We start from the raw sequence: 23,524 nt of genomic DNA, 5'->3' as shown, positions 1-23,524 counted from the left end.
GATCAACTTGGCAAACCGGGCGGTGTCCATATAAGGCTGTGTCAAAACGGAAAATCGCAAGGTTTTGAAGGGTCGCTTTACCATTGCCGACACTCGCCAAAGCCGTTGTAGGCCTTTCTCGCAAGCCCGTTTCGACAGCGTTCGAATGAAGCGCACGTTTTGACACGGTCTGGACCCTGAAGCGACATTCAACGTCCAACTCGCAGTTGTCCGCTCACAGGCGTTGAGCAGACATCCCGGAAATCCGCTTGGATGGCTGTCCCTCGGCTGCTCCCGGCCGCCGTACACGGTTGCTACTCGCTCACCAATGTCGACTTTGCGGAAGGCCCGGCGCTGAACCACGTCATCGCGTGACGTTGTCCCGTCCGATGATTGTTTGCACGGTGCCGCTATCAGCAGCAATTGCGCAAAGCGCCCGGGCTCTATCTTTGCCGATAGCAACGTCCGCCCGCTGGACGAGTCGATCCGAATGGACGGATCAGTCCATGCGCAGACCGATAGTTGAGGCTCGTTGGCGCAAAACAGCGCTACACTCAAAATGGGATAAATTCCGGAGCAATGCCATGACCGACTCCACCCCCCAAAGCACATTTCGCGGTCTTCCCCTGACGCCGGAGCAGGACGCAGAAGTCAGGCACTACATAAAGAAGAAAGAGCAGCATGGCGTGCCGTGGGACACTCCGGAGTTGGATGCCATGCTTCGAGACATGCTCGAGCCCCCGGGCGACGACGACGGAGGACTCGGTTCCACCGTCGACGAAACGAAGGCGGCCACAGAACGCGCGACAGCTTCCATCGACGAGACCATGGAACCCATTGAAGCCTGCGAAGAGCGGAATGCTGCGATGGAAACCGAGGGTATGAGGGGACCGAAGCGTTGAATCGCAGGCAGTGCTCGCGACTGGCGTTGAATTAACCTACGCGTTCGGACCGTGGCATGAGCCTGTTGGGAACCCGGAAACACATCGATTGCGGCTCCGCCGGTCATCTCTGCAATCAGCGTCCCCCAACGGCGAGAAGACGGTGCTCGCCGTATACTTCGGGGCCTGCTCCCCTGAGACTCCTTTCGATGTACGTCCTATCTGCAACAGGAGGAGATCGTGAAACGCGATATGGATCTGGCACTCGCAATATTGAAGACTCTCGAGGAGAGAAAGCGCGCTCAAGGATGCGTTCGATGTTCCGAACCGGGGTGTGTGGTATCAGTTGAACCTGCTGGCCGACGCAGATCTCGTCCGCTCGATGGGTAGCGACTGGCGGCTAACCTGGGACGGCCACGAGTTTTTGAAGTCGGCGGTCCCGAATGCCGTCGAAGACACCTGAAGGGTGACCTAAGCGCTGGAAACATCCCCCGGCTTTCGTGAAGACAACTCGATTGCCGCGCATCGCACAGGAGGCGCCGAACGCAATAGCAGTTTGCTGAAGCGCGTTCGGTTCCACGACTTGATGACGAACGCGCCCCAACGTCCAGCCAGACGGTTTTATACAGCCACATGTGCGGATGTCCCTGGTCTGAGGGGAACATGGACCGGTTAAAGCATGCGTTACTTGAATACCACGAGCGCAGCAAGCATCGCGTCAGCGGCTACGCTCCGGGGCCCGGGAAACTCGACTGGACAACCCAACCGGATCCGTTCCGGGTGTTTCACGGCGCACCGCGCATTGGTCTGCCGTTAGCCGCGGATAGCCTGACCACACGCTACAACGAACTGCGCTGTGGCGCCTTACCGCCCGCGCGCAGATTCGATCTTTCCAGTCTTGCAATCCTGTTCGAACTTTCGCTCGGCCTGTCGGCGTGGAAATCCTACGGCGCCCAGCGGTGGGCACTGCGCTGCAACCCTTTGAGTGGAAATCTGCATCCGACCGAGGGCTATCTTCTGTGTCCGACTCTGCCCGGCTTGTCCGGTGGGGTCTACCATTACCTGAGCCGGGACCATTCCCTTGAATGTCGCGCTGCAGTGGATGACGGACGGTGGAGCGAGGCGTTCCCGCAAAGTGGTGTCCTGGTCGGCATAAGCTCGATCCCCTGGCGCGAGGCGTGGAAATATGGCATGCGCGCCTGGCGCTACTGTCAGCACGATTGTGGTCATGTCATCGCCGCGGTGAGTTACGCAGCGGCAGCGCTTGGCTGGCAGACTCGGCTGATGGAGGCGGCTGCGGACGACGCAGTGACCACCCTGCTTGGATTGAACCGCGGAGAGGATTTCGGGGAGGCTGAAGCGGAGGCGCCGGATGCCTTTCTCTGGATCGGCAACCCTGAATTGCGGCCTGACCTTGAGCGCATGCTGATCGCCCTGGATAGCGCACAGTGGCGCGGTCGCGCGAATCAGCTGAGTCCGAGACATGTGAAGTGGCCGGATATCGATTCGATCCATCGCGCCACGCATAAGGCCCGTACTCGCGAACCCACCTTGCCGAATCCGGAAGAGCGCCCGTCGCCCGCGGCGCCGGCCCTTGATCTCAGCTTTGCCCGGATCGCGCGGCAGCGTCGCAGCGCGGTGAATTTCGACGGTACGACGTGCATCGCCACGGCGGCGTTTTTCAGCATGCTGGCGTGCCTGTTGGCACGTCAGGATACGCCGCCGTTGAATGCGCTGATGTCTCCCAGAGCAGTGCATGTGGCTCTAATGGTGCACCGTGTGGGTGACCTGGAGCCGGGCCTGTATATGTTCGTGAGAAATCCGGGCGCGCTGCCGGGTCTCAAGCGGTCTCTACGTTCAGAATGGCTGTGGCAAAAGGCCGGCCCCGATCATCTGCCGCTCTATCTTCTGCTGCCTTACGATTTGCGCGCCACGGCAAAGTTGATCTGCTGCAACCAGGATATCGGCGCCGATTCCTGCTTTGCGCTGGGGATGATCGCGAGATTCGGAATCGCGTTGAAGCAGCCATGGCGTTATCGCCATCTGTTCTGGGAATGCGGCATTCTTGGCCAGGCGCTCTATCTCGAAGCCGAAGCCGCCGGCGTGCGCGCGACAGGGATTGGCTGCTTTTTCGATGATGAAATGCTCGCACTTCTCGGCGTGGAGGACCACGCTTGGCAAAGCCTGTATCACTTCTCCGTCGGTGGCGCGGTGGACGATCTCCGCCTGTCAGCGTTTCCGCCGTACGAGGTTCAGCTGTGAAGCGAAAGCACCACGTCTTCATCCCTGGTGAGCTGGTATTCGCAAGGATCGCCTGTCGACCGAACGTCGCACGCAGTCCTCATTTTCCCTATCAATGTGCGGCGGACCAAATGTATTAGCGTCAGAAGCAAAAGGAAAGCGACTCGCCCGTATGCGAAGAATAGAACCGTCGCCAGAAAGCTTGCTTTAAGGTCTGCTTCCCAAGGTAGCGATGGTTGAAAGCATCTATTCGAATGGCATGGAAGCGGACATTGTCGAGTCGTCGCAACTGGAAAGGCATAAGCGGCCTCCGCCGAATGTTACGAATTCCGGACAATCGGAGGTGTGCATTCCGTGATCAGCCAACGGCGGCTCCTGGCCGAACTCGGAAGCCCAGTCAAGCGGTCAGCCCTCATTTCGCCTCGGTCAAGCTGGGTGTAGCGGTTTGCCCGAGAACAGCGCCCGAGAAACAGCTCAGTTTTGGATGTTTTCCTCGCCATCTTCCCAGTACCTCAGCGGGTCGTGATGTTGTGGATAGCGTAAGCTGAGCCACGCTGACAGTCTGGTCCAATCGGGATGGTTGGTACCAGTTTGAGCAGACCAGGTCGACGACCTCTCAAGAATTTGACCGTTCCCGCGATCACGGACAAGCAAGCTGCCTAGTCCGCTTGAACTTTTCGCCTGTGACTCAACAAGATACCGTGGCAGAATCCTGAGTTCAGCATCCTTGGCCCACCCGTATAAGGCGCGGACCACGCCGGACGGATCTCGCAACTCTATGGGGCCGCTTTCAGGGCGAACGGCGGTCCATCCTTCTGGAAACTCCGCGACAACCTCGTTTTTACCCTCCCTCACCCACTTCACGCGCCATGCCCGCGCCATCGCCTCGCGCATGCGAGAGACCGACTCGTAGCCGGCCGGCAACTCGATCGACATCGGAAGAGTAATGAGGTTGTCTTTCCAGAGTTTTGTTTGGTCGTCGACGCGCTTCACCACGTCGAATACCCCTGCTTCGAATGGGTTCTCGGGCCGGCTCGATACTCTCACCTGCCCGCCGGGCAGACCCTCGAAAAGGCGCTCTGCATCATTGCGGGTAAGTTTTGTCTTTCCTTTCTTCATTGGTCTCTCTGCAGCAAAGTTTGTCTCGCTAACGCCTAGCCCTAGTGACCAAAGTCGTGCGCCACTTCCTCTCACGCGCGATTGAAGGTGCTCAGGATCCTATTCTGCGCTATTCGCTTGCTCCCGGCTTGCGCGGCGGCAATGGCACGGCTTGTGCCGCCGCCCCTGCCGCCGGATATCGGATGGATCGATCCACGCCAAGGGCTGGAGGATGTGCGGACGACCGATTATCGAAGTCAGGGCGATGGCGCACTTTTCGTGACACGCATTGACGATCTGGAAAAACAGCTTGCCGCCGTTCGAGCCGATCGACAGGTACCCAATTTCACCCACGATCAGCAAGCTGTTCCGCGCGACGAATCGTACACGTTGCGTGAGATTACCCGTGCAGCAAGGGATACTTTTTGGGAGCAAAGTCACGGGTGAACGCGCGACGCTAATTGCGAGGGCCTCAACGTGTTTTTGCATCGACCCATGTCTCCGGAGGGCCGTCGCGTCGTACACTGTCAAACACTAGATAAAAGGAGGCCATCATGAGCAAAGCCCATGACGCCAAGAAGACGGAAAAGAAAGTCGCCACCAGAACGCCCAAGGAGAAGAAGGACATGAAGAAGCTGAAGAAGGAGGCTTCGAAGCGTCAGTGATCTCGCAATGTCACGGGCGCCGCTGGATTCAACGTCGGGCCAGCGGCGCTCTTGCCAGTGTAATAGCAACGGTTCCGCCTGATAAAAGCTTCAAATGACGGGTTGGGTCGCGCCGACTCGCGAAAGAGCACGCCCCATCTTCGGGATGAAGTCCGCGGCATCTCGCTATCGGCTGGTGCGCGTGAACAGCACCCGGTAGCCAGCGTCGATCAGCGCGTGTCCGATGGCCGATCCCAGATGACTCTTGGCGGCGCCAGGCGGCCCGAACAGGAGAATCCTGGCGCCTTTCTCCAGCCAGAATTCCCCGGTTGCCAGCGCATGTCAGCGTCGGATAGATACTCCTCATTTGCTGGTGCGCCGCATAAATAGCTGATTCGCTACTACAATAAACAAATACCGCACGACTCCGGGCGTTTATGGAACACGACACGGTCGCGTCTGCAAACATCGATATCCAAGCCGATAGTCAGGCCGACTCGTGGTTTGCGAAGCTCGGACCCGGAGTCATCGCCGGTGCAGCGGACGACGATCCGAGCGGTATCGCCACCTATTCGCAGGCGGGTGCGCAATTCGGCTTCAACATGCTGTGGACCGTCCTCCTAACGTATCCACTGATGGTCGCCATTCAGGTCGTGAGCGCGAGGATCGGCCGGGTGAGCGGCCATGGTCTTGCGACGAATCTGCGACGCCATTATCCGCGCTGGCTGCTGTACGCCACGGTCGTCCTTCTGCTGGTTGCGAACACGATCAACATTGCAGCCGACCTGACGGCCATGGGGGCGGCCGTCAATCTGCTCATCGGCGGCCCCACGCACGCTTACACGGTCGGACTGGGCGCGTTTTCACTGGCATTGCAGGTGTTCGTGCCGTACAGCGGATATGTCCGCGTGCTCAAGTGGCTCACCCTGACACTGTTCGCGTACGTCGGCGTTGTCTTCGCGGTGCAGATCCCGTGGGCGACCGTGGCGCTGCGGACGGTACTTCCGCACGGCTCGTGGAGCGCAGGCTACATCACGACGATGGTCGCCGTGTTCGGGACCACGATCAGCCCGTACCTGTTCTTCTGGCAGGCGTCGCAGGAGGTCGAAGAACTGCATGCCAAGAAAGGACAGCAGGCGTTGACGAAAATGCCGTCACAGGGTCCCGCAAACCTGAGCCGAATCCGCCTGGATACGTCGATCGGGATGGCGTTTTCCAATCTTGTTGCGTTTTTTATCATGCTGACTACTGCGGTCACGCTGCATGCCCACCACATCACCGATATCCAGTCTTCGGCGCAGGCCGCCTCCGCGCTGAAACCGATCGCCGGCCAGTTCGCGTTCCTGCTGTTCAGCCTCGGCATCATCGGCACGGGGCTGCTCGCGCTGCCCGTGCTGGCCGGCTCGGCCGCCTATGCGATGGCCGGCACCTTCCGGTGGAAAAATAGCCTCGCGCTCGAACCGCAACTGGCCAAACGGTTCTACGGGGTTATCGTGCTCGCGACGGTCGTGGGTCTCGCGCTCGATTTCACGTCGATCGACCCGATCAGGGCGCTGTTCTGGAGCGCCGTCATCAACGGCGTCACATCGGTGCCGATCATGGTGCTCATGATGCTGATGGCGTCGAACCCGAAAAGTCATGGGCACCTTCGTCACGTCCATGCCGCTGCGGATGCTGGGATGGCTTTCAACCGGTGTGATGGCCGCCGCCGTGATCGCGATGTTCGGTTTCATCTGAGAAGCGACTCAGATCGGCACGCGGTAGCCGTAGAATTCGTGATCCTCGTTGTAGCCGCCTTCACCCGCGCCGAGGTCGGCGAAATCGTGCACGAACTCGATGGCCGCAATCCACTTGACCATCTTGAAGCCGAGTTCGTTCTCGCAGCGCAGCCGCAACGGCGCGCCATGCAGCACGCTGAGCGGCGCGCCATTCATCTCGTAGGCGAGCATCGTCAATTCGTGCCGCATGTTGGCGATGCTGTGGACGTCGTAGTAGCGTCCGCCATCGCCGCCATCGGCCAGTGAATAGAACACCGCGTAGCCGGCATCGGCCGTCGGTTTCAGCAGATCGAGGAGATGACGCATCGGAACCCCGCCCCACCTGACGACGCCGGACCATCCCTGAATGCAGAAATGCGTGGTGATCTGTTCCTGCTTCGGCATCGCTTTGAGCTCGGCGTATGTGAGCTCTACCGGCTTTTCGACCAGACCATCGATTCTCAGCCGGTAATGCGCAAAACCGTTTTTCACGAGCTGGTCAAACTCGGCCGACGCCGGCATCGTCCCGTTGGGCCAGAAGTACGGTGAGATGTCCTGTTCGGTGAGCTGGCTCGTTGGATCCCACCACTGCGTCACGCTGTTGAAAGGCCGGGCCAGGAACGCACCGATCCGCTGAACCCGACGCGCATGACGGAGCGTGAACGGAGACGCCAGCCACCAGGTGACGCCCACAAGCGCCATGGCCGGGACGAAGACCAGCACGCCGCTCCAGGAGTCGCCGTTCAAGCCGGCGAACATCATGTTCAGATTCACCCGGGCACCGGTTATGAACACCAGCGTCACATGCGCGAGGATGTAGAACAGGAACCAGCACAGCGCGATGAAATGGATCGAACGTGCCCGCTGCCGGTTTAACGCCCGGCCGAGCCAGCCGAGCCGGTTAGAAATCGCCGGACTCTGCATGAAGCCCGTCACGATGGAGGTAGGCGCGGCGACGAACACCGTGATGAAATAGGTGATCTGTTGCAGGCTGTTGTAGCGCAGCCAGCTGTGATCGGCGGGGAATGTGAGCGACAGGTACTGCAGGGCGGTCGAGGCTGCGTTGGGGATCACCTCCCAGGTCGTCGGCACCAGCCGCAGCCACTGGCCGGTCGCGAACAGCAGCACGTAGAAGACGATGCCGTTAATCATCCACAACAGCGTAATCGAGAAATGCCACCATCTGGCGAGGCCGATGGAATGACGGATTCCAGGAATTCCGAGCCACCCAGGCAGCGTCACCGAATCGTCCTTCGCGGTCCACACGCGGCCGGTCGGCACCACCATCTGGAAGCGAAACCATTCCGTGCCGGGCGTGCAGTCGCGTTTCCAGTACAGCCGCGGGTGGTCGGCGAGAATCTGAAGTCCTGCGCGAATAATGAACGCCATGAAAAACAGGTTCATGAAATGCTGCAGCCTGAGCCAGGCGGGGAATCCCGTGACGACAGCCACTGCGGATGGCGGGATCCCCGGATAGCGCACGAGGCATTCCTGCACCGCCGGGACTTGCCGCAGTGCCTGCGCGATGGCCACGCCGATAACCAGCAGTACGAAAGCAATGGGCAATGCCCACAACACGTTGACCCAGCGCTGACCGATCCGGATTCTGGGCGCAACGCCTGCCTGCGGCGGTAGCCAGTGATTCAGGCGAACCCGGTCGTCCGCGGGGCTTAGACTTGCCTCCACCGGATCATGCGGGGGCGCCGGGCGGATGTGTGCCATCCTTGTCTCCTCCTGCAGTCCCGCAACCTCGTGCCTGGGCCACGTGTCTAGCGCGCCATCGAGTCGAGGAGGACGTGAAGAACACGCTCAATGACCGGACGAGCGCCTGGAACGCGCCCGCAATGCGTTGATTTCATCGAGCAGGTCGAGGGCGAGCGCAATGCCCGGTGCGTTGATCTCCAGATCCTGTGCGAGCCGCCGGGCGGTTCGCACGCGGCGCAGTGCGGCACCGCTGAAGCGCCATTCGCACGGCGTGGTGCCTTGCGGCTCGACTGCGCCTTCTGCGATCCATAACGTCAGCTGTTGTTCCGACGCGCCGCTTGCCCGGCACAATTCAACGAGGGTGAATTCGACGTCTTCCTCGACAATCTCACCTTCCACAAAGACCGTCACCGATTCTTTCATGGTCGACCACCGGTAAAATGCGCGCGCGGATCGAATTGGAACGCGTGCCGCATCGTTTCGTAGGCCGCACGCGCGCTGTCGCTGTCGGCCGGCGGCAGCACGATCGTCAATATGACGTACAGGTCGCCCGGCGTCTTCCCCGGAATCCCCTTGCCCTTTAGTCGCAGTCGCCGGCCGCTGGCCGATCCAGCTGGCACGGTCAGCTCGACCGAGCCATCAGGAGTACCAACGGTGACCTGAGCACCGAGTGCGGCCTCCCAGGGCGCCACCGGTAGATCGAGCGAAACATCGCGTCCGTCGACACGAAAACGCGGATCCTCGCGGAAGGCGATTTCCAGATACAGGTCACCGGCCGGTCCGTGTCCGAAGCCGGCGCCGCCCTGACCGGCAAGGCGCAAGTGCTGCCCGGCCCGCACGCCCCTGGGAATGGTAACGTTCAGCGTACGCAGTTGCAGGATGACCTGACCGTGTGCATCGAGGACCGGCATTTGCAGCGAAATGGAACGCTGCGCGCCGTAATAGGCGTCCACCAGATCGATCACGACTCTGGCGTGATGATCCTGTCCGGGGATCCGGCGTCGCGCGCCACGATAGGCATCCTCGAGATCGTCCGCGGTCGCGGCGCCGCGATCGGGTGCCGCGCCATGTCTTTCCGTCTGCCGCGAACGTCCGCCTGTGTGCGCACCGCCGAACATCGCTTCAAAGAATTCACTGAAATCCGCATGGGCGCTGGGCCCGTTGCCTGCGCCGCTGAATTCGAAGCCCTCGTGCCAGTCGGGCGGCGGCTGAAAATCCTGGCCGTTCTGCCACTCGCGGCCCAAACGGTCATAGGCTGCGCGTTTCTCCGTGTCCTTGAGGACCTGATAGGCCTCGCCCAGTTCCTTGAAACGGTCCTCCCCATCGGCCTGCTGGCTGACGTCCGGATGATATTTGCGCGCGAGCTTGCGATACGCGCGCCGGACCTCGTCCCGCGTTGCAGTGCGTGGCACTCCTAGAACCTCGTAGTAGTCCTTGTATTTCATTCCAGAGTCCGCCTGATTCGAGCAGTGCAGCCCTTGCGTATTGCGTCGGCCTTTTGCGCCTACCTGTCGTGCTTCCTTCAGCTCACCATACGGGGATGTCCGTGCGTAGGGGAATGATCCGTTCAAGTTGCGTCACGTCTCTTTCGAATCGGTAGCGCGGCATCAGGAGCATTGCAACGGTGATTCGGTGTCACGGAACAGCTCTGTGTCGGCCGGGCTACATGTCTACGCGCTATCCGTACAGGGCGTGAGGGCCCCGACCTTGTCACACAAGCGATCGATGGCTTCACCCGCGCAGCTTCACGTCGAAATTCATTCGGCCTCGCCTGGATGGCGGTATGGGACCGTACCCGTTCTTGTTATATCTGCGCCAGCAGACCTGACATCAGAGCCCCTTTATGATTCTTCTACCGGGACGATGCACGCGTCACCGGAAAAAAACCGGCTCTTCGCCGATTCTTCCACGTTCAGAGTCGCACAAAGCCGCTTCCAGCACCCAGCAATTTCCTTGCGTGCCTCACCCATTGCTTCGGCCGTCTGTACTGAGTCTTGTCGACGACCCGCCTTTCATCTTCGGGGGCCACCGGCATGCCATCATCCGTCGCATTCGCCGCGGCTTCTCTCTGCTTCCTGCTTTCTGCCAGTTCTTCGGCATTTACCTGGTCATCAATCATGATGCACTCCTGCTATGGAAAAACTGGTTCGCCAACAGGCGGTTGGCGTCGCCCCCGATAGCAGGGACGACGCGACACATCGTAAGGTCGGGTTTTGGACACTGACGCGCTCGCGGCGTGGGATGTAAGCCGTCCGCGAATACCCACGGGAAAAAACCGGCATCTACGACAATTGCCCTTCGCCCCGGTTTCCAAGTTCGTGTATAGCAGCCAGCGTAAAGAACGTAGAGCGCGTCGAGTGTCGCTCTTTTGTTGCAGCATCTACTCTCTGCAGCAGACTCTCGGGCAGACTGAACTGGACGCTCACGGCTTTCGAGGTAACCCGCATCAGATTGATCTCGATGAAAATCCAGATCCCTTGCCCATCGTCCATGTCGAGCGATTGCAGTTCCGATGTACTGCAGGTGGGAGCGGGTATGAGTTGCTCGCTGCGGTCATACATCAGTTCGACAACCTCCTGTGCGTTGCGTTTCAGTTCATCGAACGAATGGCCACGCGCAACTGCTCGGGGAAGATCCGGAAAACTGGCACGAAAGCCGGTAGCTCCATCACGGTGCACATAAAGCGGATATTGCATGACCTGCTCCACTCAAGCTTTGAACTGACATTCGATGTGTCAGAGTCGGGTGGCCTCAACCTTGCCATCGACGATGTCTTTGCCGTATTGCATCGCGACCTCGATGGCGTCGCCCGCGCTGGTGGGACTTCCCGCGTCGAACAACGTTGCGTAGCGCCGGGTCTTGACCTCGCTGAAGGGAATGGTGTCGATTCGCACGACCGATGAGAACTGGCGCGGACCTTTGGCATACGGGTCACGGTGCAGCGAGGCGGTCGGGTCATCTGGATCTTTTCACCATGCGCTCAATGCCATCGAAAAGCAAACTAAATCGTGACGTGGTGAAAGTGACGGCTTGCGTCGTGCTGGCATCGCAAAGACGACCTGCTCATGCACGTGGTTTTGCTGCTGCACGCGAGCCGCACACCACAATCGCCTCCGCAATGTCGGGTACCGCTTACACCGTTTGCGGGCGGCCATCGAGGGTAACCAGGCGACTGGCGCTCGACTCGGGAACAGCGACGCCGGAACGACCGGCGCAAAAGGATGCATTCTCGTTCCGGCAGTAACATCTGAAATGGGTCACATGTTAGTCTCCGTCGACAGAGGGGAGGCTTCCATGCAGCGAATGATCACATACCGCGGCTTCGAGATTCACGTCGAATTGACTCCGGCTGCAGAGCAAACATTTGACGTGACTTTTCTGATCAAAGGCGGCACCAACCTCGAAGTGCTCGGCGCGCGGGGAGGCCGCGTAAGGCTGCGCAACGGCCCTTTTACGGAGCGATGGGCCTACCTGGTGGCTGAAATTGCAGGTCAAGCCGCAATCGACGTGTTACTCGGGCCGGCCGACTGATTCCGCTTTTGTTTCCCGACTCCGTATCGGCAAAAAAGCTGCAAGGTCGACGTCGGCCAGCGCTATGCTTATACTTGGACCAGGCCGGGTTCCGTTGAAGTCACACAGGTCATCGGGAAGCGTCTGCACCCCGGCGTGCGTCCTGACAACAAGACGGTCTGCGCCAGACACAAAGGAGCCCGAAAGATATCTCCCGACGATTTCGTGGCGGGTATAACCCTTGATGCGCTTTGCGCCGGCATCTCGTTGGTCATCTCGCCGGCCTGCGACAGCATAAAGACGGCGTAGTCGGTGCCCTTGGCCCAGCAGGTAGGATCGCTTGCTCGCGCCCAACGCAGAGCGAGGGCAACGATTTCGTTGGCAGTGTATCCCGTGGCAAACGTTGCGCCCCGGTGTCCCGCTTTTCATAAGCCGTCCCGGGTCGAGCATGGGAATTGTGGAGTTCCTGAAGTCTGCCACGAGATGCTCGAAAGACTGTTCGCCGCACATTCTCCGAGGCCTGTTTGTAACTGGTCATGGGGTTTGCCTGGCAGCGACCTGCTCGCCGGTTCGTGACGGCGAGCTAGCGCGTCCGCATGCTCGGATCGCGTCGGCCGGTTTTGGCCTCTGCCTGGCTGACAGGTCCGGTGGTCAGCTATGGGCCCCCTCATCAAACGACAAACACAGGAAGACAGCCATGAGCGAACGACTGGTTGACGTCATAGATAGTAGCGGCACCGTGCTGCACACGTACCCGATTACGCGGGGCGAGTCGGGCAATGTCCCCGACGACGCCGAATTCCAGGCGAAGGGGCTGGAAGCGGCAGCGCACAGCCGCTTGTCCCGGACGCTGAGCTCTGCACTCTGACAGCCAGGATGCACACGGGTCGGGGCGGTCAGATGGCTCCCTACGGCGATGACCTTGAGAAAAATTCAGAAACGAAACTGGGTTTGGACCAGGCTGTTCGGGAACGCGCCTATCTGCTCTGGGAGAAAGAGGGATGCCCTGATGGGCGTGCGGAGGAGTACTGGCATCGCGCTCTCGACCAGCATCTTCGGGAGCGGGCCTTCGTTCTGTGGCAGCAGGAAGGAAGTCCCGAAGGGCGACAGGACGAATATTGGCGTCGGCTTGTCGATTTCCAGGTCCAGTGATTCTTGCCGGGCCCGGAATGTCCGGTGCGTACAGGATGGTCAACGGCAAGCATTGGCGACATCAGCCTCGACCAGGCCGACCTGGTCGAGCGGATCGACTTCCGCTTCGCCGAACCACCGATATCCGAATTTGCGATACGCTTCCGTTCAGAAGCCTGGAGCGGCCTGCGTGTATTTGCGCCGACGGTCCGTCTAATGCCTGAGATGCCTGATACCAAAAGCATTGACGGAAGCATCGAACTCAGGAATTTCATGTTGCTGTTACCGGTGACCAGTACGGCCCCGCCGACACCTGATCGGCTCATGCAATTCACCTTGCGGATCAGCTCCTGAAGAAATCTTCAGGCCTACGGCATTTGTCGCCGTCCAGGCATCAGCGCCTGCATAACCGAAACTGAACCTCAACCAGCCCAGGTAGATAAAGACGTTATGGCGCGCTAAAGGGTATACAGTGAGGAGACCGGCCGCCCATTCGTGACCTACAGCTTCAGAACGCTATCATGCAATTGCAGATTACGTACGTCGGGTGCAATTCGCAGCGAGAGTCCAGACGCCGTAGAACGCAGGGCACGTGCCCACATACTCGGCACTGCGGACGCTGCGAGAGCGGAGAAAAGACGCGCCAGTTACGCCACGATTGACTCCAACGCCACTAAATGGCGCTACTCGGCCGTGTACGAGAAAAGCTGATCGCGGTGCTTAACTTTCCCAACCCCAGCCGTAGCTACGATACCTCCCGACATTGCGTGTGTTTCTGGGGGTATGACAATTCGCGTGAAATCACCTTCATGGTCGACGACGCGTTGCTCAGAATTCTGGAGCCTGGTCTTGGAACCGACGAGCGCTCGGTGCTTGGCGCCTTCGACGAGTTCCGTGAAAAGGTTCTCCAACTCGCCAACAGCCAGTATGTCGCCGGGCCACAGAATCGGTATTCGATTTCATGAGCTACCGCTCTGTCGCGACAATGCTTCCTAAGCTGTCAGTTCCAGGCCTCGTGGAGCGCGCTGTACTCCTCTAAAGGGGGCAACGCCGCTTGGCTTCTGACAGCGATCAGAAGTGCCACCATCGCCTGTGCTGCGTTTAAGAGTAAGGTAGCCTGAATCGGCCTTTCGTCCAGGCGCCTCCTCAATGGCAGTGTCGCAGGTGCAGCGGTCATTCGTGCCATCGTTCCGGCGGGATGGCGAAGCGAGCATGGATTCGACGCCGTAGTTGGCCAACGCCCCACCTGCAATTAGACTCGTACCGAAGATTCGCGCCGGCCCGGATGGTGCAGCGCCCGGGCATGTGCCGGCTCGCCACCGTCTCCGGATTGTTTCTGACGTGGATGAGGCGCCAGCGGCCGCCACCAGAGATGCGAGCGATGTTTGCCTGACGGCGACCGGTCGAGAAAACCTGTCTCGCACCATGAAGCTGCGCGGTTCCCACGAAACAGGGAGCGTTGAATGAAGATGGCTCCAGCTATTTCTCTGGCCACCTAAAATATAAGCATGCGTGTGACCTCAAAGAGGGTTGCCATCAACCAGTCCATGATCAGTTTTGTAGTGGGGATCGTGGTGCTGCTATGCGTCGCGATATTCGCCGCGGCACGGGACAGGCGAGAACGCAAGGACGAGCCGGTTACCCGTCGGCTAGTCGCGCATCCGATCAAGGAGTGGCTGCCCCATAAGCACTGAGTGGTTCAAGATGATTTTTCGAAACGCTGGGCCGCGCGCGTGCTATTTCTCTATCGTGCGGTCTATCGCCTGATGTAAAGCGGGAACAGATTGAAAGGACGATATGACGTACGCAATGTGGGGAATCGTGATCGGCCTGGCGCTGATGTTCGGCGTGTCGCTGCAGCGGTACAGGCGCAGCCTTCGGCGCAAGCGGGAAATCCGTTGGATGGCTGACAACCATGTATTGGACAGGCTACGCAAGCAATTGGGATTGTCGCTCCAGAAATGACACCCGCTCGGCAGATGGAGAGTTGCAAAGACTACTTTTTAGAGGAGTGGCGAAATGACCATGAATTACGCAGGCAAGTCGCACGATGAAGCCGTGGCAGCGCGGCACAGGCAGAAGCAAAAGGCACAGGAACAGGCCGGCGGCGAAATGGCGATAGAAGGGACGGAGGCCGACTCGGGGCATAGTTGCGGCGAGCTCTCCGAGCGGGGAAAACAGGTATGGCGAAGTGGAAGCGGGATCAACGGTGGGGGGAAGGAGTGATAGGGCCTCGTCGATGCGATGCGGGCGGAAATCATTTCGGCCGCCATCGGGAGCAGACCCCATTCCGCCGCTCCTGCACCATTGGACACAACGCGTCTACGCGGTCTTGAGAGGCGTCACCGCAGGCTCCCCGCTACCTCAGGCCTGTCTGCGAGTGTTGCACCGTGATCAAGCGGGAAGTCGAGCGCCTGTTGCCGGATTTGAAGACGCCGTGAGCGGGGACGTCAACGCGTTGCGGTTCATCCCGCTGACCGTCGGGCGGTGGCCTTGCCTGATATCAATGCGCGCTCGACTTGATCGAATACGTTAAGCAGTCGGGTTACGCGCCTGGTTCCGTCGGGGGCTCTGTCAGGTTGATGGAGAGGCGGCGGTAGAATGAAGCGATGAAGAAAAGGAAATCGCTTTATCACGGTCACCGCTTCCCTGCCGCCGTCATCAGCTGCCCGGTTCGCTGGTATTTCAGATTCAGCCTGAGCCTGCGCGACATCGAGGAGTTGTTGCTCGAGCGTGGTGTCGTGGTCACGTACGAAACGATCCGTTGCTGGTGCGACAAGTTTGGCGCCAGATTCGCCGGTTCCGCCAAAGCGGGGCGTCGGAAGCCGGGCAGCACCTGGCATCTGGACGAGATGTTCGTGACGCTGCGCGGCGAGCCGTAACTATTGTGGGGAGCCGTCGACGAACATGGTGTCGAACTCGACGTGCTGGTGCAAAAGCGGCGCGACAAGGCTGCGGCAAAGCGCTTCTTCCGGAGGTTGCTGCGTTCCAGCGCGGTGCCGCGCAAAATAGTTGCCGACCAGTTGCGCACCTATGCCGCGGCTAAGGCTGACATCCCCGGGTTCGGCCATGTGAAGCACGTTTTCGTCAAAGCGGCTGCACGCGTGAACAACAGAGCCGAGAGCAGCCACCAGCCGACAAGCAGGCGTTTCTTTCATGCTTTGGCCCAATCCGGCAGCACTTCGCGTTGCCCAGACATCAAATGAACGCGGCATGTCATCGCGCCGTACTCAAACAACGCCTCGCCACACGGCATGCTTGGACTGTTACTCGCGCAGCCGAGAAAGCTAACGAGCTGACGGGAAGCTTCTTAAACAACCGGAAGAGCGAGGTATATACGGCACACGGTATCGCATAACGCGAGGCCGTCGTTCATGTGTTCGGATACCTGGTGAAGCGGCGTCCGCCTTCGGCGCTCGAATGCTCTTTGCTGACGCGGAGCCGCCGCCTGAATGTCGGGGCGACGCGCCGGACGAGCGTCTCATCATGGCCTCTTGAGGACTATCGCAAAACGCAAGGTCTATCATCGGTCGACGAATTTGACGCAGCGCTGCCGTCACGTCCAGGCGGAGTGCCTTCCATTTGCGAGCCCCGCGCATCCGGCGGGGAGTCTTCGGGCCTCTGCACCTGTTATTCTTTTCCCTCCCGACTGCAACATGGTCGCACGTCGTCGGCCAAAAGCCTGACATCAAGCGAGACGGGATTTTCAATGTTCGGTTTTCTACGCAGTTACTTTTCCAACGACCTGGCGATCGATCTTGGCACCTCAAACACGCTGATCTACATGCGCGGCAAGGGCATTGTGCTTGACGAACCTTCGGTCGTGTCGATCCGTCAGGAAGGTGGCCCGAGCGGCAAAAAGACCATTCTGGCAGTTGGCAAGGAAGCTAAGGAAATGCTTGGCAAGGTGCCGGGAAACATTGAAGCCATCCGCCCGATGAAGGACGGCGTGATCGCCGACTTCAACATCACCCAGCAGATGATCAAGCAATTCATCCGGATGGTGCACGCACCGCGCATATTTGCGCCGTCGCCGCGCATCATTATCTGCGTGCCGTGCGGGTCCACCCAAGTCGAACGACGTGCAATCAAGGAAGCTGCGCACAGTGCGGGCGCATCGCACGTCTACCTGATCGAAGAGCCGATGGCCGCCGCAACCGGCGCCGGCCTGCCCGTGTCTGAAGCGACCGGCTCGATGGTTGTCGATATCGGTGGCGGCACCACTGAAGTGGGCGTCATTTCGCTTGGCGGCATCGTGTATAAAGGTTCTCTGCGCGTCGGCGGCGACAAGTTCGACGAAGCCATTGTCAACTATATCCGCCGCAACTATGGGATGTTGATCGGCGAACAGACCGCCGAAGCCATCAAGAAGGAAATCGGCTCTGCTTTCCCGGGCTCAGAAGTCAAGGAAATGGAAGTGAAGGGCCGCAATATGTCGGAAGGGATACCACGCAGCTTCACGGTCTCCAGCAATGAGATCCTCGAAGCGCTTACCGACCCACTGAACCAGATCGTATCGGCGGTCAGGATCGCACTCGAGCAAACGCCACCAGAACTCGGCGCAGATATCGCTGGGCGCGGCATCATGCTCGCGGGCGGCGGAGCATTGCTACGCGACCTCGATCGGCTGCTCGCCGAGGAGACCGGTCTGCCGGTGTTCGTTGCCGAAGACCCGCTGACCTGCGTCGTGCGCGGCTCGGGCATGGCACTCGAAAGCATGGACAAATTCGGTAGCGTCTTTGCATACGAATGAGCGAAACGGACTATCGATATTGGCCGAGCGGGTCGCCGGTCGTTATTGCTATATCGTAGGGTCGGCTCTACCGCTCGCGAGCGATCTCGTTCACTGGCCGCGTGCTGCCCCCTGTAATGGGTACACGCAGCGCAAACTCGCGAGCGTGCAATCGGCAGCACGCGACCCTTCGCGGTCGATCAGGCTTTTGCGCGCGGACGGCTCAAACATGTGCCATACCCGCGATTAGGCAATATTTGCACTGCCCTTTCCCGCTCTTCCCACCAACGCTACCGCCGATTTGGTGTTACCCCGCGTGATGTATCGCAACCCTTCAGCCAGTCAAGTGCTTGATCGGAGTTCCGATAATCAGCAACCCGAAGAGCGCCTCTAGTTGTCGCTCCAACTGATCCGGTTTGGCTTGCGCCAATGCGGCCATCTCGACGACCTGCCGCATGACCTGGAAGCCGGCAATGACGGCCAGAAACATCGCGGCTAGCTGCGAGGTTTCTTCGCCGGGCAGCAGCTCCGATAACGGTCGGGCAAAGTGCGCTTCAAACTTCCTGCGCAGAATGGCTGTGGCCTGCCCATTGTTGGCCGATCGCAGCATGATGAGAAACCCGTCCATCGACGTGATGTCCGGTGCGGTCTTCGCCACAAGCGCGGCAGCGACATCGCGGCATAGCGTTGATACGTCAGGCGCGTTCGTCATCACTTCCCGCGTGAGGATGCCCGGAGCCGAAAGAACCAGGTCGACTACCTCCTCGGAAAGAACCAGGTCGACTACCTCCTCGAACAGCTGTTCCTTGGACCCGAAATAACGATTCACGAGCATCGCGGTGACTCCCGCGTTCTCAGCGATCTCGCGTACGCAACATCGTAGCCCGGCTGCGTAAATGCCTGTCGCGCGGATGCGAGGATCGCCTCGCGGGTAGCCGCGCCTTTTTTACCCAGCGTGTTGCCAAGTTGCTGGCTGCGGAGGGCGCAACGGTGGTTGTGCATGGCCGCAGCAGTGGTCGTGCCGAGGCGGTCGCGGCAGCGATCACAGTGGCAGGCGGCCATGCCGAAGTCGCGCGGGGCGATCTGGCAACCGATGCGGGCGCCAATGCCGTGGTTGCCAAGGCGACCGAAGGTGGAACCATCGACATACTGGTCAATAACGCTGGCTATTATCACCATCTGAACCGAGCACTGCCTTACCCGACAAGTGGATGGAGACCTATGAGGTCAACGTCCTGTCCGCCGTGCGCATGATCCAGCGGCTGGTGCCAGCCATGCGCGAGCGCGGGTGGGGCCGCGTGATTCAGATCGGCGGCGGGCTCGCCGGTCAGCCGGTCTCGATGCAGCCTGACTACAACGCGTCGCTTGCCGCCAGGCACAACCTGGCTGTTTCGCTGGCGTGCGACCTCAAGGACTCCGGCGTGACCTCGAATATTGTGGCACCCGGCGCGATTCTCGTGCCGGCCGTCAGGGAACTGCTCGAGACCATCGCTTCGCAGCACGGATGGGGTCAGACGTGGGAGGAGATCGAGCGCGGCTCGTTCGCGATATGGTGCCCAACGACGTCGGCCGCCTCGGCCGTCCTGAAGAGATCGCGGCGGCGGTTGCTTATCTCGCAAGCCCATACGCCGACTACGTGAGCGGCGCCACGATCCGTGTCGATGGTGGCACGATCCGCTCTGCGTTCTGATCGGGCATGCAGAGAGTGCGAACATGGCTGGCAATCCGAGAACTCCTGCGAGGCGAAGGGACGCTAACGGGCGGAAATCCGTCGTTTGAATGTCCGAGGCAGCAACCAGGTGTATGACGGCAATTGGCCGATAGGGTGAGGCCGCCAACGGCCGCTTTTTCGCACTCCACTTGGCAAAACCTGGATCTGGCTGACTGACCGCTTCGGAGAACGTGTTGTGACCGGAGTGGGTCCTCAAGCGTCTTACGCGACCACGCCCGTCAAGCTTCTACACCGCGGGGTGCAATGATCGGGGGGGGGATGCGTCACCGGGCACCGAACGACTGTATCCGCCAATCTCGAATATCCCGTGGCCATCGTTCACAACTGCAGCAACGCTGCCGCGCGAGTTTGCCTACCCTTATTCCGGTGTATCGACCTGACGGCGGAGGTCAAATGAGACGAGGGCCAAGGTTCCGGGCATGCGACTCTTCGCAAAGTACCGGTCTGGATGCGCGCGAGATCGATCTCGCAACCTGGCCCGGAATCGACAGAGCCGCGCTCTCCCCTGAACGTGAAGCGTTGTACGGGCGACGTGAGCGCGCTATCCGCCTGTATCTCGACGGCGCTACCGACGCGCAGCTTAAGGCAGCATGCGAGATGAGCCGCGTGCAGACCTACCGATTGCTCACCGAGCGCTGCCTCGCAGCCCATCCCGACGGAGACGTTCACGGCTGGCGCGGCCTCCTACCGTATGCGCGTGTCAAGTCTTACGACAGAAAGGCACCGATCAAGCCTGATGGATGGGGCGGCGGAGCAGCGGGTGCACTGCAATGGGTTTTTCAGTCTCCAGCGGGGAGAGGGTTCGAAAGCTGTCTGCGCGAGCACATCCTGCGCAAACGCGGCGACCTCGAGTCTTCGCTTCGGCCGCGCATGACAGTGTTCCGATGGTTTCTCGCTGAATTGCGCGAGCGCGGCTTCGAGCGCCGGGGCGAATGGCCATTCAACGTCGAGAAGCGTGGTTATGTGACGCTCTCCCATTTCATCGATCGCGTGCTTGCCGAGAATCCTGCCCGAGCACGTCAACTTGCCGGCGACGACGCAGCGCGCAAGGCACGGGGCGGCGACGGAACGCGTCGGCCGCTTCTTGCTCCATTCGAGCGCGTCGAGTGTGACGCGCACAAACTTGACAGTCGAATGGTGGTGCTGGTGCCCTCCCCGCACGGCGGAACCGAGCCGCGCATGATTCACCGTCTGTGGGTCGTTGTGCTTATCGACGTAGTGTCGCGTGCTGTGCTCGGCTACTACCTGAGTTTGCGCCGCGAATGCGCGGCGGAAGATGTACTGCGAGCCGTCCGCTGCGCCCTCCAGCCATGGGCGCCACGCGAACTTCAGTTCGGCAATGCCGCCTATCTTCCAGGCGCTGGCCTGCCCGCTCACCGCTTTCCTCAACTGGTCGGCGCATGCTGGAACGAATTCAGCGTCGATGGCGCGCTCGCCAATATCTGCAAACGCGTCGAAGGTGTCCTGCGCGACGTGGTGGGCGCAAAGCTCGTCACGCCCCAGAACCCTGCGAGCTTTAGCCGCCGACGCAGCAAGGACGACCGGCCGTTTATCGAATCATTTTTTGCACGTCTGGCAGCCGACGGTTTCCATCGACTCTCAACCACAACCGGGAGTTCGCCAGTGGCCCGGCGCGGGACCGATCCCGACGCAGCGGCGCTCGCCACCCAGTTTCAACTCGAGTACGCGCAAGAGTTGCTCGACACACTCGTTGCAAACTACAACGCGACGCCACACTCCGGACTTGGATATCGGAGTCCGCTCGAGCAGCTCGAGCGACTGCTCGCACAAGGAAAATGGAAACCACGGCAAGCCGACCCTGACGCTGTTCGGCGCATCGTCGGCGTACGCAAGCTGTGCACGCTGCTCGGCGGTGTGAACAGTGGTCGCCGTCCCCATTTCAACTTCGCCAACGGCCGCTACTCAGCGGAATGGCTTTGCCTGCGCACCGATCTGCTGGGTGGAAACTTCTGGGTCCATCTCGACGACGAGGACGACGCGCGCTACGCGACCGTGTCAACACAGCAAGGGCATTTTCTCGGCGTCGTGCGCGCCGCGCCCCCATGGCACCGCACGCCGCATTCGCTTTATGTGCGCCAGGCGATCCGCTCACTCGAGAGGCGCCGGCTGCTCCATCTGGCCACAAACGGCGACGCCGTCGAGGCGTTGATCCGTTATGCCGAGGCTGCACCGTCGGGAAAGCTGCCGGCCCATCCTGCGTATCTGTAAGCAAGGCGCATCCTGCAAAAGCATGCAGAGCAGGTGGCCGGCCAGTCAATGGTGAGCCTTTCCAGGATGGACAACAAGTCCGCAGAGCATCCCGCGACGCCCGCAAAACCGGATCGTGGAATCAAGACGGCGTTACCACCGACACGGCAAGCCCAGCAATGGTAACGGCGCCCGCAACTGCAGAGCCGCTAGTCGCCGCCCACGTGTCAGGGGATCATCCTGTTGTGACGCGCGACTATTCGTTGTTCACGGTCGCAATCAATGACGGCTCTGTTGCAAATAGGGTCGGCGAATCGGTTAGAGTTGTCGGAGCCAAACGAACTGATGACCTGCGATGAACAAGCTGAAGAGTCTGGAGGAGTTGTTCGGTGGACGCCATTTTGATCGGGAGATCATCATTCTGTGCGTTCGCTGGTATCTGCGCTACAAGCTCAGCCTGCGCGATCTGGTCGAGATGATGGCCGAACGGGGATTATCGTTGGCTCACACGACGATCCTGCGCTGGGTGAGACGTTATACGCCCGAGTTCGTCAAACGCTGGAACCGCTTTGCTACGCCAGCTGGTCGCTCGTGGCGCGTCGACGAGACCTACCTGAAGGTTCGCGGCAAATGGGTGTACCTGTACCGGGCGGTGGATCGGGCTGGCCAGACGGTGGACTTCATACTCAGGGCGAGGCGCGACGTGGCCGCGGCCAAAGCCTTTTTCAGCAACGCTATCAGGCATCAGGGCCAGTCGCCGGAGACCGTCACGCTCGACGGCTATGCTGCCTCGCACCGCGCGGTGCGCGAGATGAAGGCCGATGGTCTGCTGCCTCAAGACACGAAGGTCCGGTCCTCAAAATATATGAACAACTTGATCGAACAGGACCATCGTCACATCAAGTCCAGAACGAACGTGATGCTTGGATTCAGGCGGTTCAGGAGCGCCGCGACCACAATCTCAGGTATCGAATTGACGCATCGCATTCGCAAGGGCCAGTTCGATCTCACGGAGCTCGGCCTCAAGGAGGCTACTGCGCCCACAGTATGGAATGCGGTCCTGTCCATTCGATAAGTTATCCTTCGTATAGGAAACTTCTCAACTTGCTTTCCTATTTGCACCAGAACCGTTGACAGTGCCCAGCCAGGATATGAGTCCGCTGCGCCAGCGCCTGATCGACGACATGCGCATGCGCAAGCTCACACCGAAGACGCAAGCCGGTTATGTCCGCGTGGTCCGTCAGTTCGCCGCTTTCCTCGGGCGCCCGCCCGGCACCGCCACGGTGGAGGACCTGCAGCGCTACCAGCTGCATCCGGTCGCCCACGGCATCTCGCCCATGTCGCTGAATGCCGCCATCACGCTTCAGGCCAGCGGCATGAACTCAAGAGCGGCACCATCGGGGACGCCACGATCATCGGCGCGCCGGGCTCGACGAAGAATCAGCAGAAGGCTCGCGACTCGGAGATGCACCTGACCCGCAAAGGCAAGCAATGGTACTTCGGTGCGACGCTGCATATCGGGGTGGACAGCCAGAGCGGCCTGGTGCACAGCGCGGTGCTCACAACGTGCATGGCAAACATCCGTTGCCGCAATTGCATGGACACGAGTGGCGCGTCTATGGTGACAGCGCGTATGCCAACCAGAAGACGCTGATTCGCAGCAAGGCGCCGGACGGCCAGGATTTCACGAATCAGCGCACGCGCCGTGCCGGCGATGAGGTCGATGACGTGCAGCGCGGCAAGAACCGCAACAAGTCGAAGATCCGCGCGCGTGGAGCATGCCTTCGCAGTGGTCAAGGCCTACATCGCGGGTCAGGGGCTCCTGGAGGTCCTGATGGTTGGCATGGGCCTGCGGCTTGGGCCCTCTGCCCTCCAGCGCCTCAAGCGAGTGGAGTGCGGTCGGTGCT

22 protein-coding genes and 7 pseudogenes are annotated in these 23,524 nt (G+C 60.2%); 19 read left to right on the top strand and 10 right to left on the bottom strand.

The window, feature by feature from the left end:
* Positions 1-563: 563 nt before the first annotated feature.
* Both RW095_RS02375 and RW095_RS02370 read left to right on the top strand, forming a co-directional pair.
* The gene (locus RW095_RS02375) at positions 564-881 is read left to right on the top strand and encodes a hypothetical protein (protein WP_317016201.1); all 318 of its coding nucleotides are present in this window, start codon (positions 564-566) and stop codon (positions 879-881) included.
* Positions 882-1,523: 642 nt separating this feature from the next.
* The gene (locus tag RW095_RS02370; RefSeq protein WP_317016199.1) at positions 1,524-3,122 is read left to right on the top strand and encodes a SagB/ThcOx family dehydrogenase; all 1,599 of its coding nucleotides are present in this window, start codon (positions 1,524-1,526) and stop codon (positions 3,120-3,122) included.
* 453 nt (positions 3,123-3,575) lie between these two features.
* On the opposite strand, the gene RW095_RS02365 is transcribed toward RW095_RS02370, so the two are convergent.
* The 3 genes and pseudogenes from RW095_RS02365 to RW095_RS02355 all read right to left on the bottom strand — a co-directional run.
* Complete coding sequence (locus RW095_RS02365) at positions 3,576-4,220, bottom strand: hypothetical protein (protein WP_317016198.1); 645 nt, start codon at positions 4,218-4,220, stop codon at positions 3,576-3,578.
* A gap of 231 nt (positions 4,221-4,451) precedes the next feature.
* Positions 4,452-4,604: pseudogene (locus tag RW095_RS41665) on the bottom strand (ATP-binding protein); the annotation flags it as partial.
* A 431-nt stretch (positions 4,605-5,035) separates the two neighbouring features.
* Positions 5,036-5,182 (bottom strand): annotated as a pseudogene (locus RW095_RS02355) (ATP-binding protein); the annotation flags it as partial.
* Between the two features lie 98 nt (positions 5,183-5,280).
* Between RW095_RS02355 and RW095_RS02350 the strand changes: the two are divergent.
* Positions 5,281-6,580, top strand: a pseudogene (locus tag RW095_RS02350) (NRAMP family divalent metal transporter).
* An 8-nt stretch (positions 6,581-6,588) separates the two neighbouring features.
* Here RW095_RS02350 and RW095_RS02345 read toward each other — a convergent pair.
* The 6 genes from RW095_RS02345 to RW095_RS02320 form a co-directional block, all read right to left on the bottom strand.
* On the bottom strand, positions 6,589-8,133 hold the full coding sequence (locus tag RW095_RS02345) for a molybdopterin-dependent oxidoreductase (protein ID WP_317016195.1): 1,545 nt from the start codon (positions 8,131-8,133) through the stop codon (positions 6,589-6,591).
* A 276-nt stretch (positions 8,134-8,409) separates the two neighbouring features.
* Positions 8,410-8,727 carry a chaperone modulator CbpM gene (locus RW095_RS02340; protein ID WP_317016193.1) on the bottom strand — a complete coding sequence of 106 codons (318 nt, stop codon included), beginning with the start codon at positions 8,725-8,727 and terminating at the stop codon, positions 8,410-8,412.
* Positions 8,724-9,749 (bottom strand): DnaJ C-terminal domain-containing protein, encoded by a 1,026-nt coding sequence (locus RW095_RS02335; RefSeq protein WP_317016191.1) that lies wholly within the window; start codon positions 9,747-9,749, stop codon positions 8,724-8,726. The genes RW095_RS02340 and RW095_RS02335 overlap by 4 nt, the downstream gene beginning before the upstream one ends.
* 467 nt (positions 9,750-10,216) lie before the next feature.
* Positions 10,217-10,423, bottom strand: a complete 207-nt coding sequence (locus RW095_RS02330; protein WP_317016190.1) for a hypothetical protein — start codon at positions 10,421-10,423, stop codon at positions 10,217-10,219.
* A gap of 163 nt (positions 10,424-10,586) precedes the next feature.
* Positions 10,587-11,000, bottom strand: coding sequence for a type II toxin-antitoxin system HicB family antitoxin (locus tag RW095_RS02325; protein WP_317016188.1), 414 nt, complete (start codon positions 10,998-11,000; stop codon positions 10,587-10,589).
* A gap of 39 nt (positions 11,001-11,039) precedes the next feature.
* Positions 11,040-11,198, bottom strand: coding sequence for a hypothetical protein (locus RW095_RS02320; RefSeq protein WP_317016187.1), 159 nt, complete (start codon positions 11,196-11,198; stop codon positions 11,040-11,042).
* Positions 11,199-11,598: 400 nt separating this feature from the next.
* On the opposite strand from RW095_RS02320, the gene RW095_RS02315 reads away from it, so the two are divergent.
* From RW095_RS02315 to RW095_RS02270, 10 genes and pseudogenes are all read left to right on the top strand, one after another.
* Entirely contained in the window at positions 11,599-11,835 is a 237-nt protein-coding gene (locus RW095_RS02315; RefSeq protein WP_317016185.1) for a hypothetical protein, read from the top strand.
* A 676-nt stretch (positions 11,836-12,511) separates the two neighbouring features.
* Positions 12,512-12,682, top strand: a complete 171-nt coding sequence (locus RW095_RS02310) for a hypothetical protein (protein WP_317016184.1) — start codon at positions 12,512-12,514, stop codon at positions 12,680-12,682.
* A 32-nt stretch (positions 12,683-12,714) separates the two neighbouring features.
* Entirely contained in the window at positions 12,715-12,966 is a 252-nt protein-coding gene (locus RW095_RS02305; protein ID WP_317016182.1) for a DUF2934 domain-containing protein, read from the top strand.
* Between the two features lie 24 nt (positions 12,967-12,990).
* On the top strand, positions 12,991-13,299 hold the full coding sequence (locus tag RW095_RS02300; RefSeq protein ID WP_317016181.1) for a hypothetical protein: 309 nt from the start codon (positions 12,991-12,993) through the stop codon (positions 13,297-13,299).
* A 323-nt stretch (positions 13,300-13,622) separates the two neighbouring features.
* On the top strand, positions 13,623-13,910 hold the full coding sequence (locus RW095_RS02295; protein ID WP_317016179.1) for a DUF1488 family protein: 288 nt from the start codon (positions 13,623-13,625) through the stop codon (positions 13,908-13,910).
* 582 nt (positions 13,911-14,492) lie between these two features.
* Positions 14,493-14,639: a hypothetical protein gene (locus RW095_RS02290; protein ID WP_317016178.1), complete on the top strand. Its 147-nt coding sequence runs from the start codon at positions 14,493-14,495 to the stop codon at positions 14,637-14,639.
* A 115-nt stretch (positions 14,640-14,754) separates the two neighbouring features.
* Positions 14,755-14,910: a hypothetical protein gene (locus tag RW095_RS02285; RefSeq protein WP_317016176.1), complete on the top strand. Its 156-nt coding sequence runs from the start codon at positions 14,755-14,757 to the stop codon at positions 14,908-14,910.
* Between the two features lie 54 nt (positions 14,911-14,964).
* Entirely contained in the window at positions 14,965-15,171 is a 207-nt protein-coding gene (locus RW095_RS02280) for a hypothetical protein (RefSeq protein WP_317016175.1), read from the top strand.
* A gap of 383 nt (positions 15,172-15,554) precedes the next feature.
* Positions 15,555-16,303: pseudogene (locus RW095_RS02275) on the top strand (IS6 family transposase).
* A 351-nt stretch (positions 16,304-16,654) separates the two neighbouring features.
* Entirely contained in the window at positions 16,655-17,698 is a 1,044-nt protein-coding gene (locus tag RW095_RS02270) for a rod shape-determining protein (protein WP_317015717.1), read from the top strand.
* Positions 17,699-18,011: 313 nt separating this feature from the next.
* Here RW095_RS02270 and RW095_RS02265 read toward each other — a convergent pair whose 3' ends face one another.
* Positions 18,012-18,512: a TetR/AcrR family transcriptional regulator gene (locus tag RW095_RS02265; RefSeq protein WP_317015716.1), complete on the bottom strand. Its 501-nt coding sequence runs from the start codon at positions 18,510-18,512 to the stop codon at positions 18,012-18,014.
* 155 nt (positions 18,513-18,667) lie between these two features.
* Here RW095_RS02265 and RW095_RS41175 point away from each other — a divergent pair.
* From RW095_RS41175 to RW095_RS02235, 6 genes and pseudogenes are all read left to right on the top strand, one after another.
* Positions 18,668-19,101, top strand: a pseudogene (locus tag RW095_RS41175) (SDR family NAD(P)-dependent oxidoreductase); the annotation flags it as partial.
* Between the two features lie 80 nt (positions 19,102-19,181).
* The gene (locus RW095_RS41170) at positions 19,182-19,367 is read left to right on the top strand and encodes an SDR family oxidoreductase (protein ID WP_394365019.1); all 186 of its coding nucleotides are present in this window, start codon (positions 19,182-19,184) and stop codon (positions 19,365-19,367) included.
* Positions 19,368-19,802: 435 nt separating this feature from the next.
* Complete coding sequence (locus RW095_RS02250) at positions 19,803-21,638, top strand: integrase core domain-containing protein (RefSeq protein ID WP_317016173.1); 1,836 nt, start codon at positions 19,803-19,805, stop codon at positions 21,636-21,638.
* 343 nt (positions 21,639-21,981) lie between these two features.
* Entirely contained in the window at positions 21,982-22,692 is a 711-nt protein-coding gene (locus RW095_RS02245; RefSeq protein WP_394365060.1) for an IS6 family transposase, read from the top strand.
* Between the two features lie 76 nt (positions 22,693-22,768).
* Positions 22,769-22,978, top strand: a pseudogene (locus RW095_RS02240) (phage integrase N-terminal SAM-like domain-containing protein); the annotation flags it as partial.
* Between the two features lie 20 nt (positions 22,979-22,998).
* Positions 22,999-23,181, top strand: a pseudogene (locus RW095_RS02235) (transposase); the annotation flags it as partial.
* Positions 23,182-23,524 lie beyond the last annotated feature (343 nt).

Source organism: Paraburkholderia kirstenboschensis, assembly GCF_032806925.1.
GTDB classification, from domain to species: Bacteria; Pseudomonadota; Gammaproteobacteria; order Burkholderiales; family Burkholderiaceae; genus Paraburkholderia; species Paraburkholderia kirstenboschensis.
This window is presented reverse-complemented; position numbering and strand designations above follow the sequence as displayed.

Bases quoted from the DNA above. Each gene is read 5' to 3' on its own strand.
- RW095_RS02330 (WP_317016190.1), bottom strand. From the start codon at position 10,423: ATGATTGATGACCAGGTAAATGCCGAAGAACTGGCAGAAAGCAGGAAG.
- RW095_RS02285 (WP_317016176.1), top strand. From the start codon at position 14,755: ATGTGGGGAATCGTGATCGGCCTGGCGCTGATGTTCGGCGTGTCGCTG.
- RW095_RS02325 (WP_317016188.1), bottom strand. From the start codon at position 11,000: ATGCAATATCCGCTTTATGTGCACCGTGATGGAGCTACCGGCTTTCGT.
- RW095_RS02335 (WP_317016191.1), bottom strand. From the start codon at position 9,749: ATGAAATACAAGGACTACTACGAGGTTCTAGGAGTGCCACGCACTGCA.
- RW095_RS02370 (WP_317016199.1), top strand. From the start codon at position 1,524: ATGGACCGGTTAAAGCATGCGTTACTTGAATACCACGAGCGCAGCAAG.
- RW095_RS02295 (WP_317016179.1), top strand. From the start codon at position 13,623: ATGGCGCTACTCGGCCGTGTACGAGAAAAGCTGATCGCGGTGCTTAAC.
- RW095_RS02365 (WP_317016198.1), bottom strand. From the start codon at position 4,220: ATGAAGAAAGGAAAGACAAAACTTACCCGCAATGATGCAGAGCGCCTT.
- RW095_RS02265 (WP_317015716.1), bottom strand. From the start codon at position 18,512: ATGCTCGTGAATCGTTATTTCGGGTCCAAGGAACAGCTGTTCGAGGAG.
- RW095_RS02340 (WP_317016193.1), bottom strand. From the start codon at position 8,727: ATGAAAGAATCGGTGACGGTCTTTGTGGAAGGTGAGATTGTCGAGGAA.
- RW095_RS02280 (WP_317016175.1), top strand. From the start codon at position 14,965: ATGACCATGAATTACGCAGGCAAGTCGCACGATGAAGCCGTGGCAGCG.
- RW095_RS02375 (WP_317016201.1), top strand. From the start codon at position 564: ATGACCGACTCCACCCCCCAAAGCACATTTCGCGGTCTTCCCCTGACG.
- RW095_RS02250 (WP_317016173.1), top strand. From the start codon at position 19,803: ATGAGACGAGGGCCAAGGTTCCGGGCATGCGACTCTTCGCAAAGTACC.
- RW095_RS02310 (WP_317016184.1), top strand. From the start codon at position 12,512: ATGAGCGAACGACTGGTTGACGTCATAGATAGTAGCGGCACCGTGCTG.
- RW095_RS02290 (WP_317016178.1), top strand. From the start codon at position 14,493: ATGATCAGTTTTGTAGTGGGGATCGTGGTGCTGCTATGCGTCGCGATA.
- RW095_RS02270 (WP_317015717.1), top strand. From the start codon at position 16,655: ATGTTCGGTTTTCTACGCAGTTACTTTTCCAACGACCTGGCGATCGAT.
- RW095_RS02315 (WP_317016185.1), top strand. From the start codon at position 11,599: ATGCAGCGAATGATCACATACCGCGGCTTCGAGATTCACGTCGAATTG.
- RW095_RS02305 (WP_317016182.1), top strand. From the start codon at position 12,715: ATGGCTCCCTACGGCGATGACCTTGAGAAAAATTCAGAAACGAAACTG.
- RW095_RS41170 (WP_394365019.1), top strand. From the start codon at position 19,182: ATGGGGTCAGACGTGGGAGGAGATCGAGCGCGGCTCGTTCGCGATATG.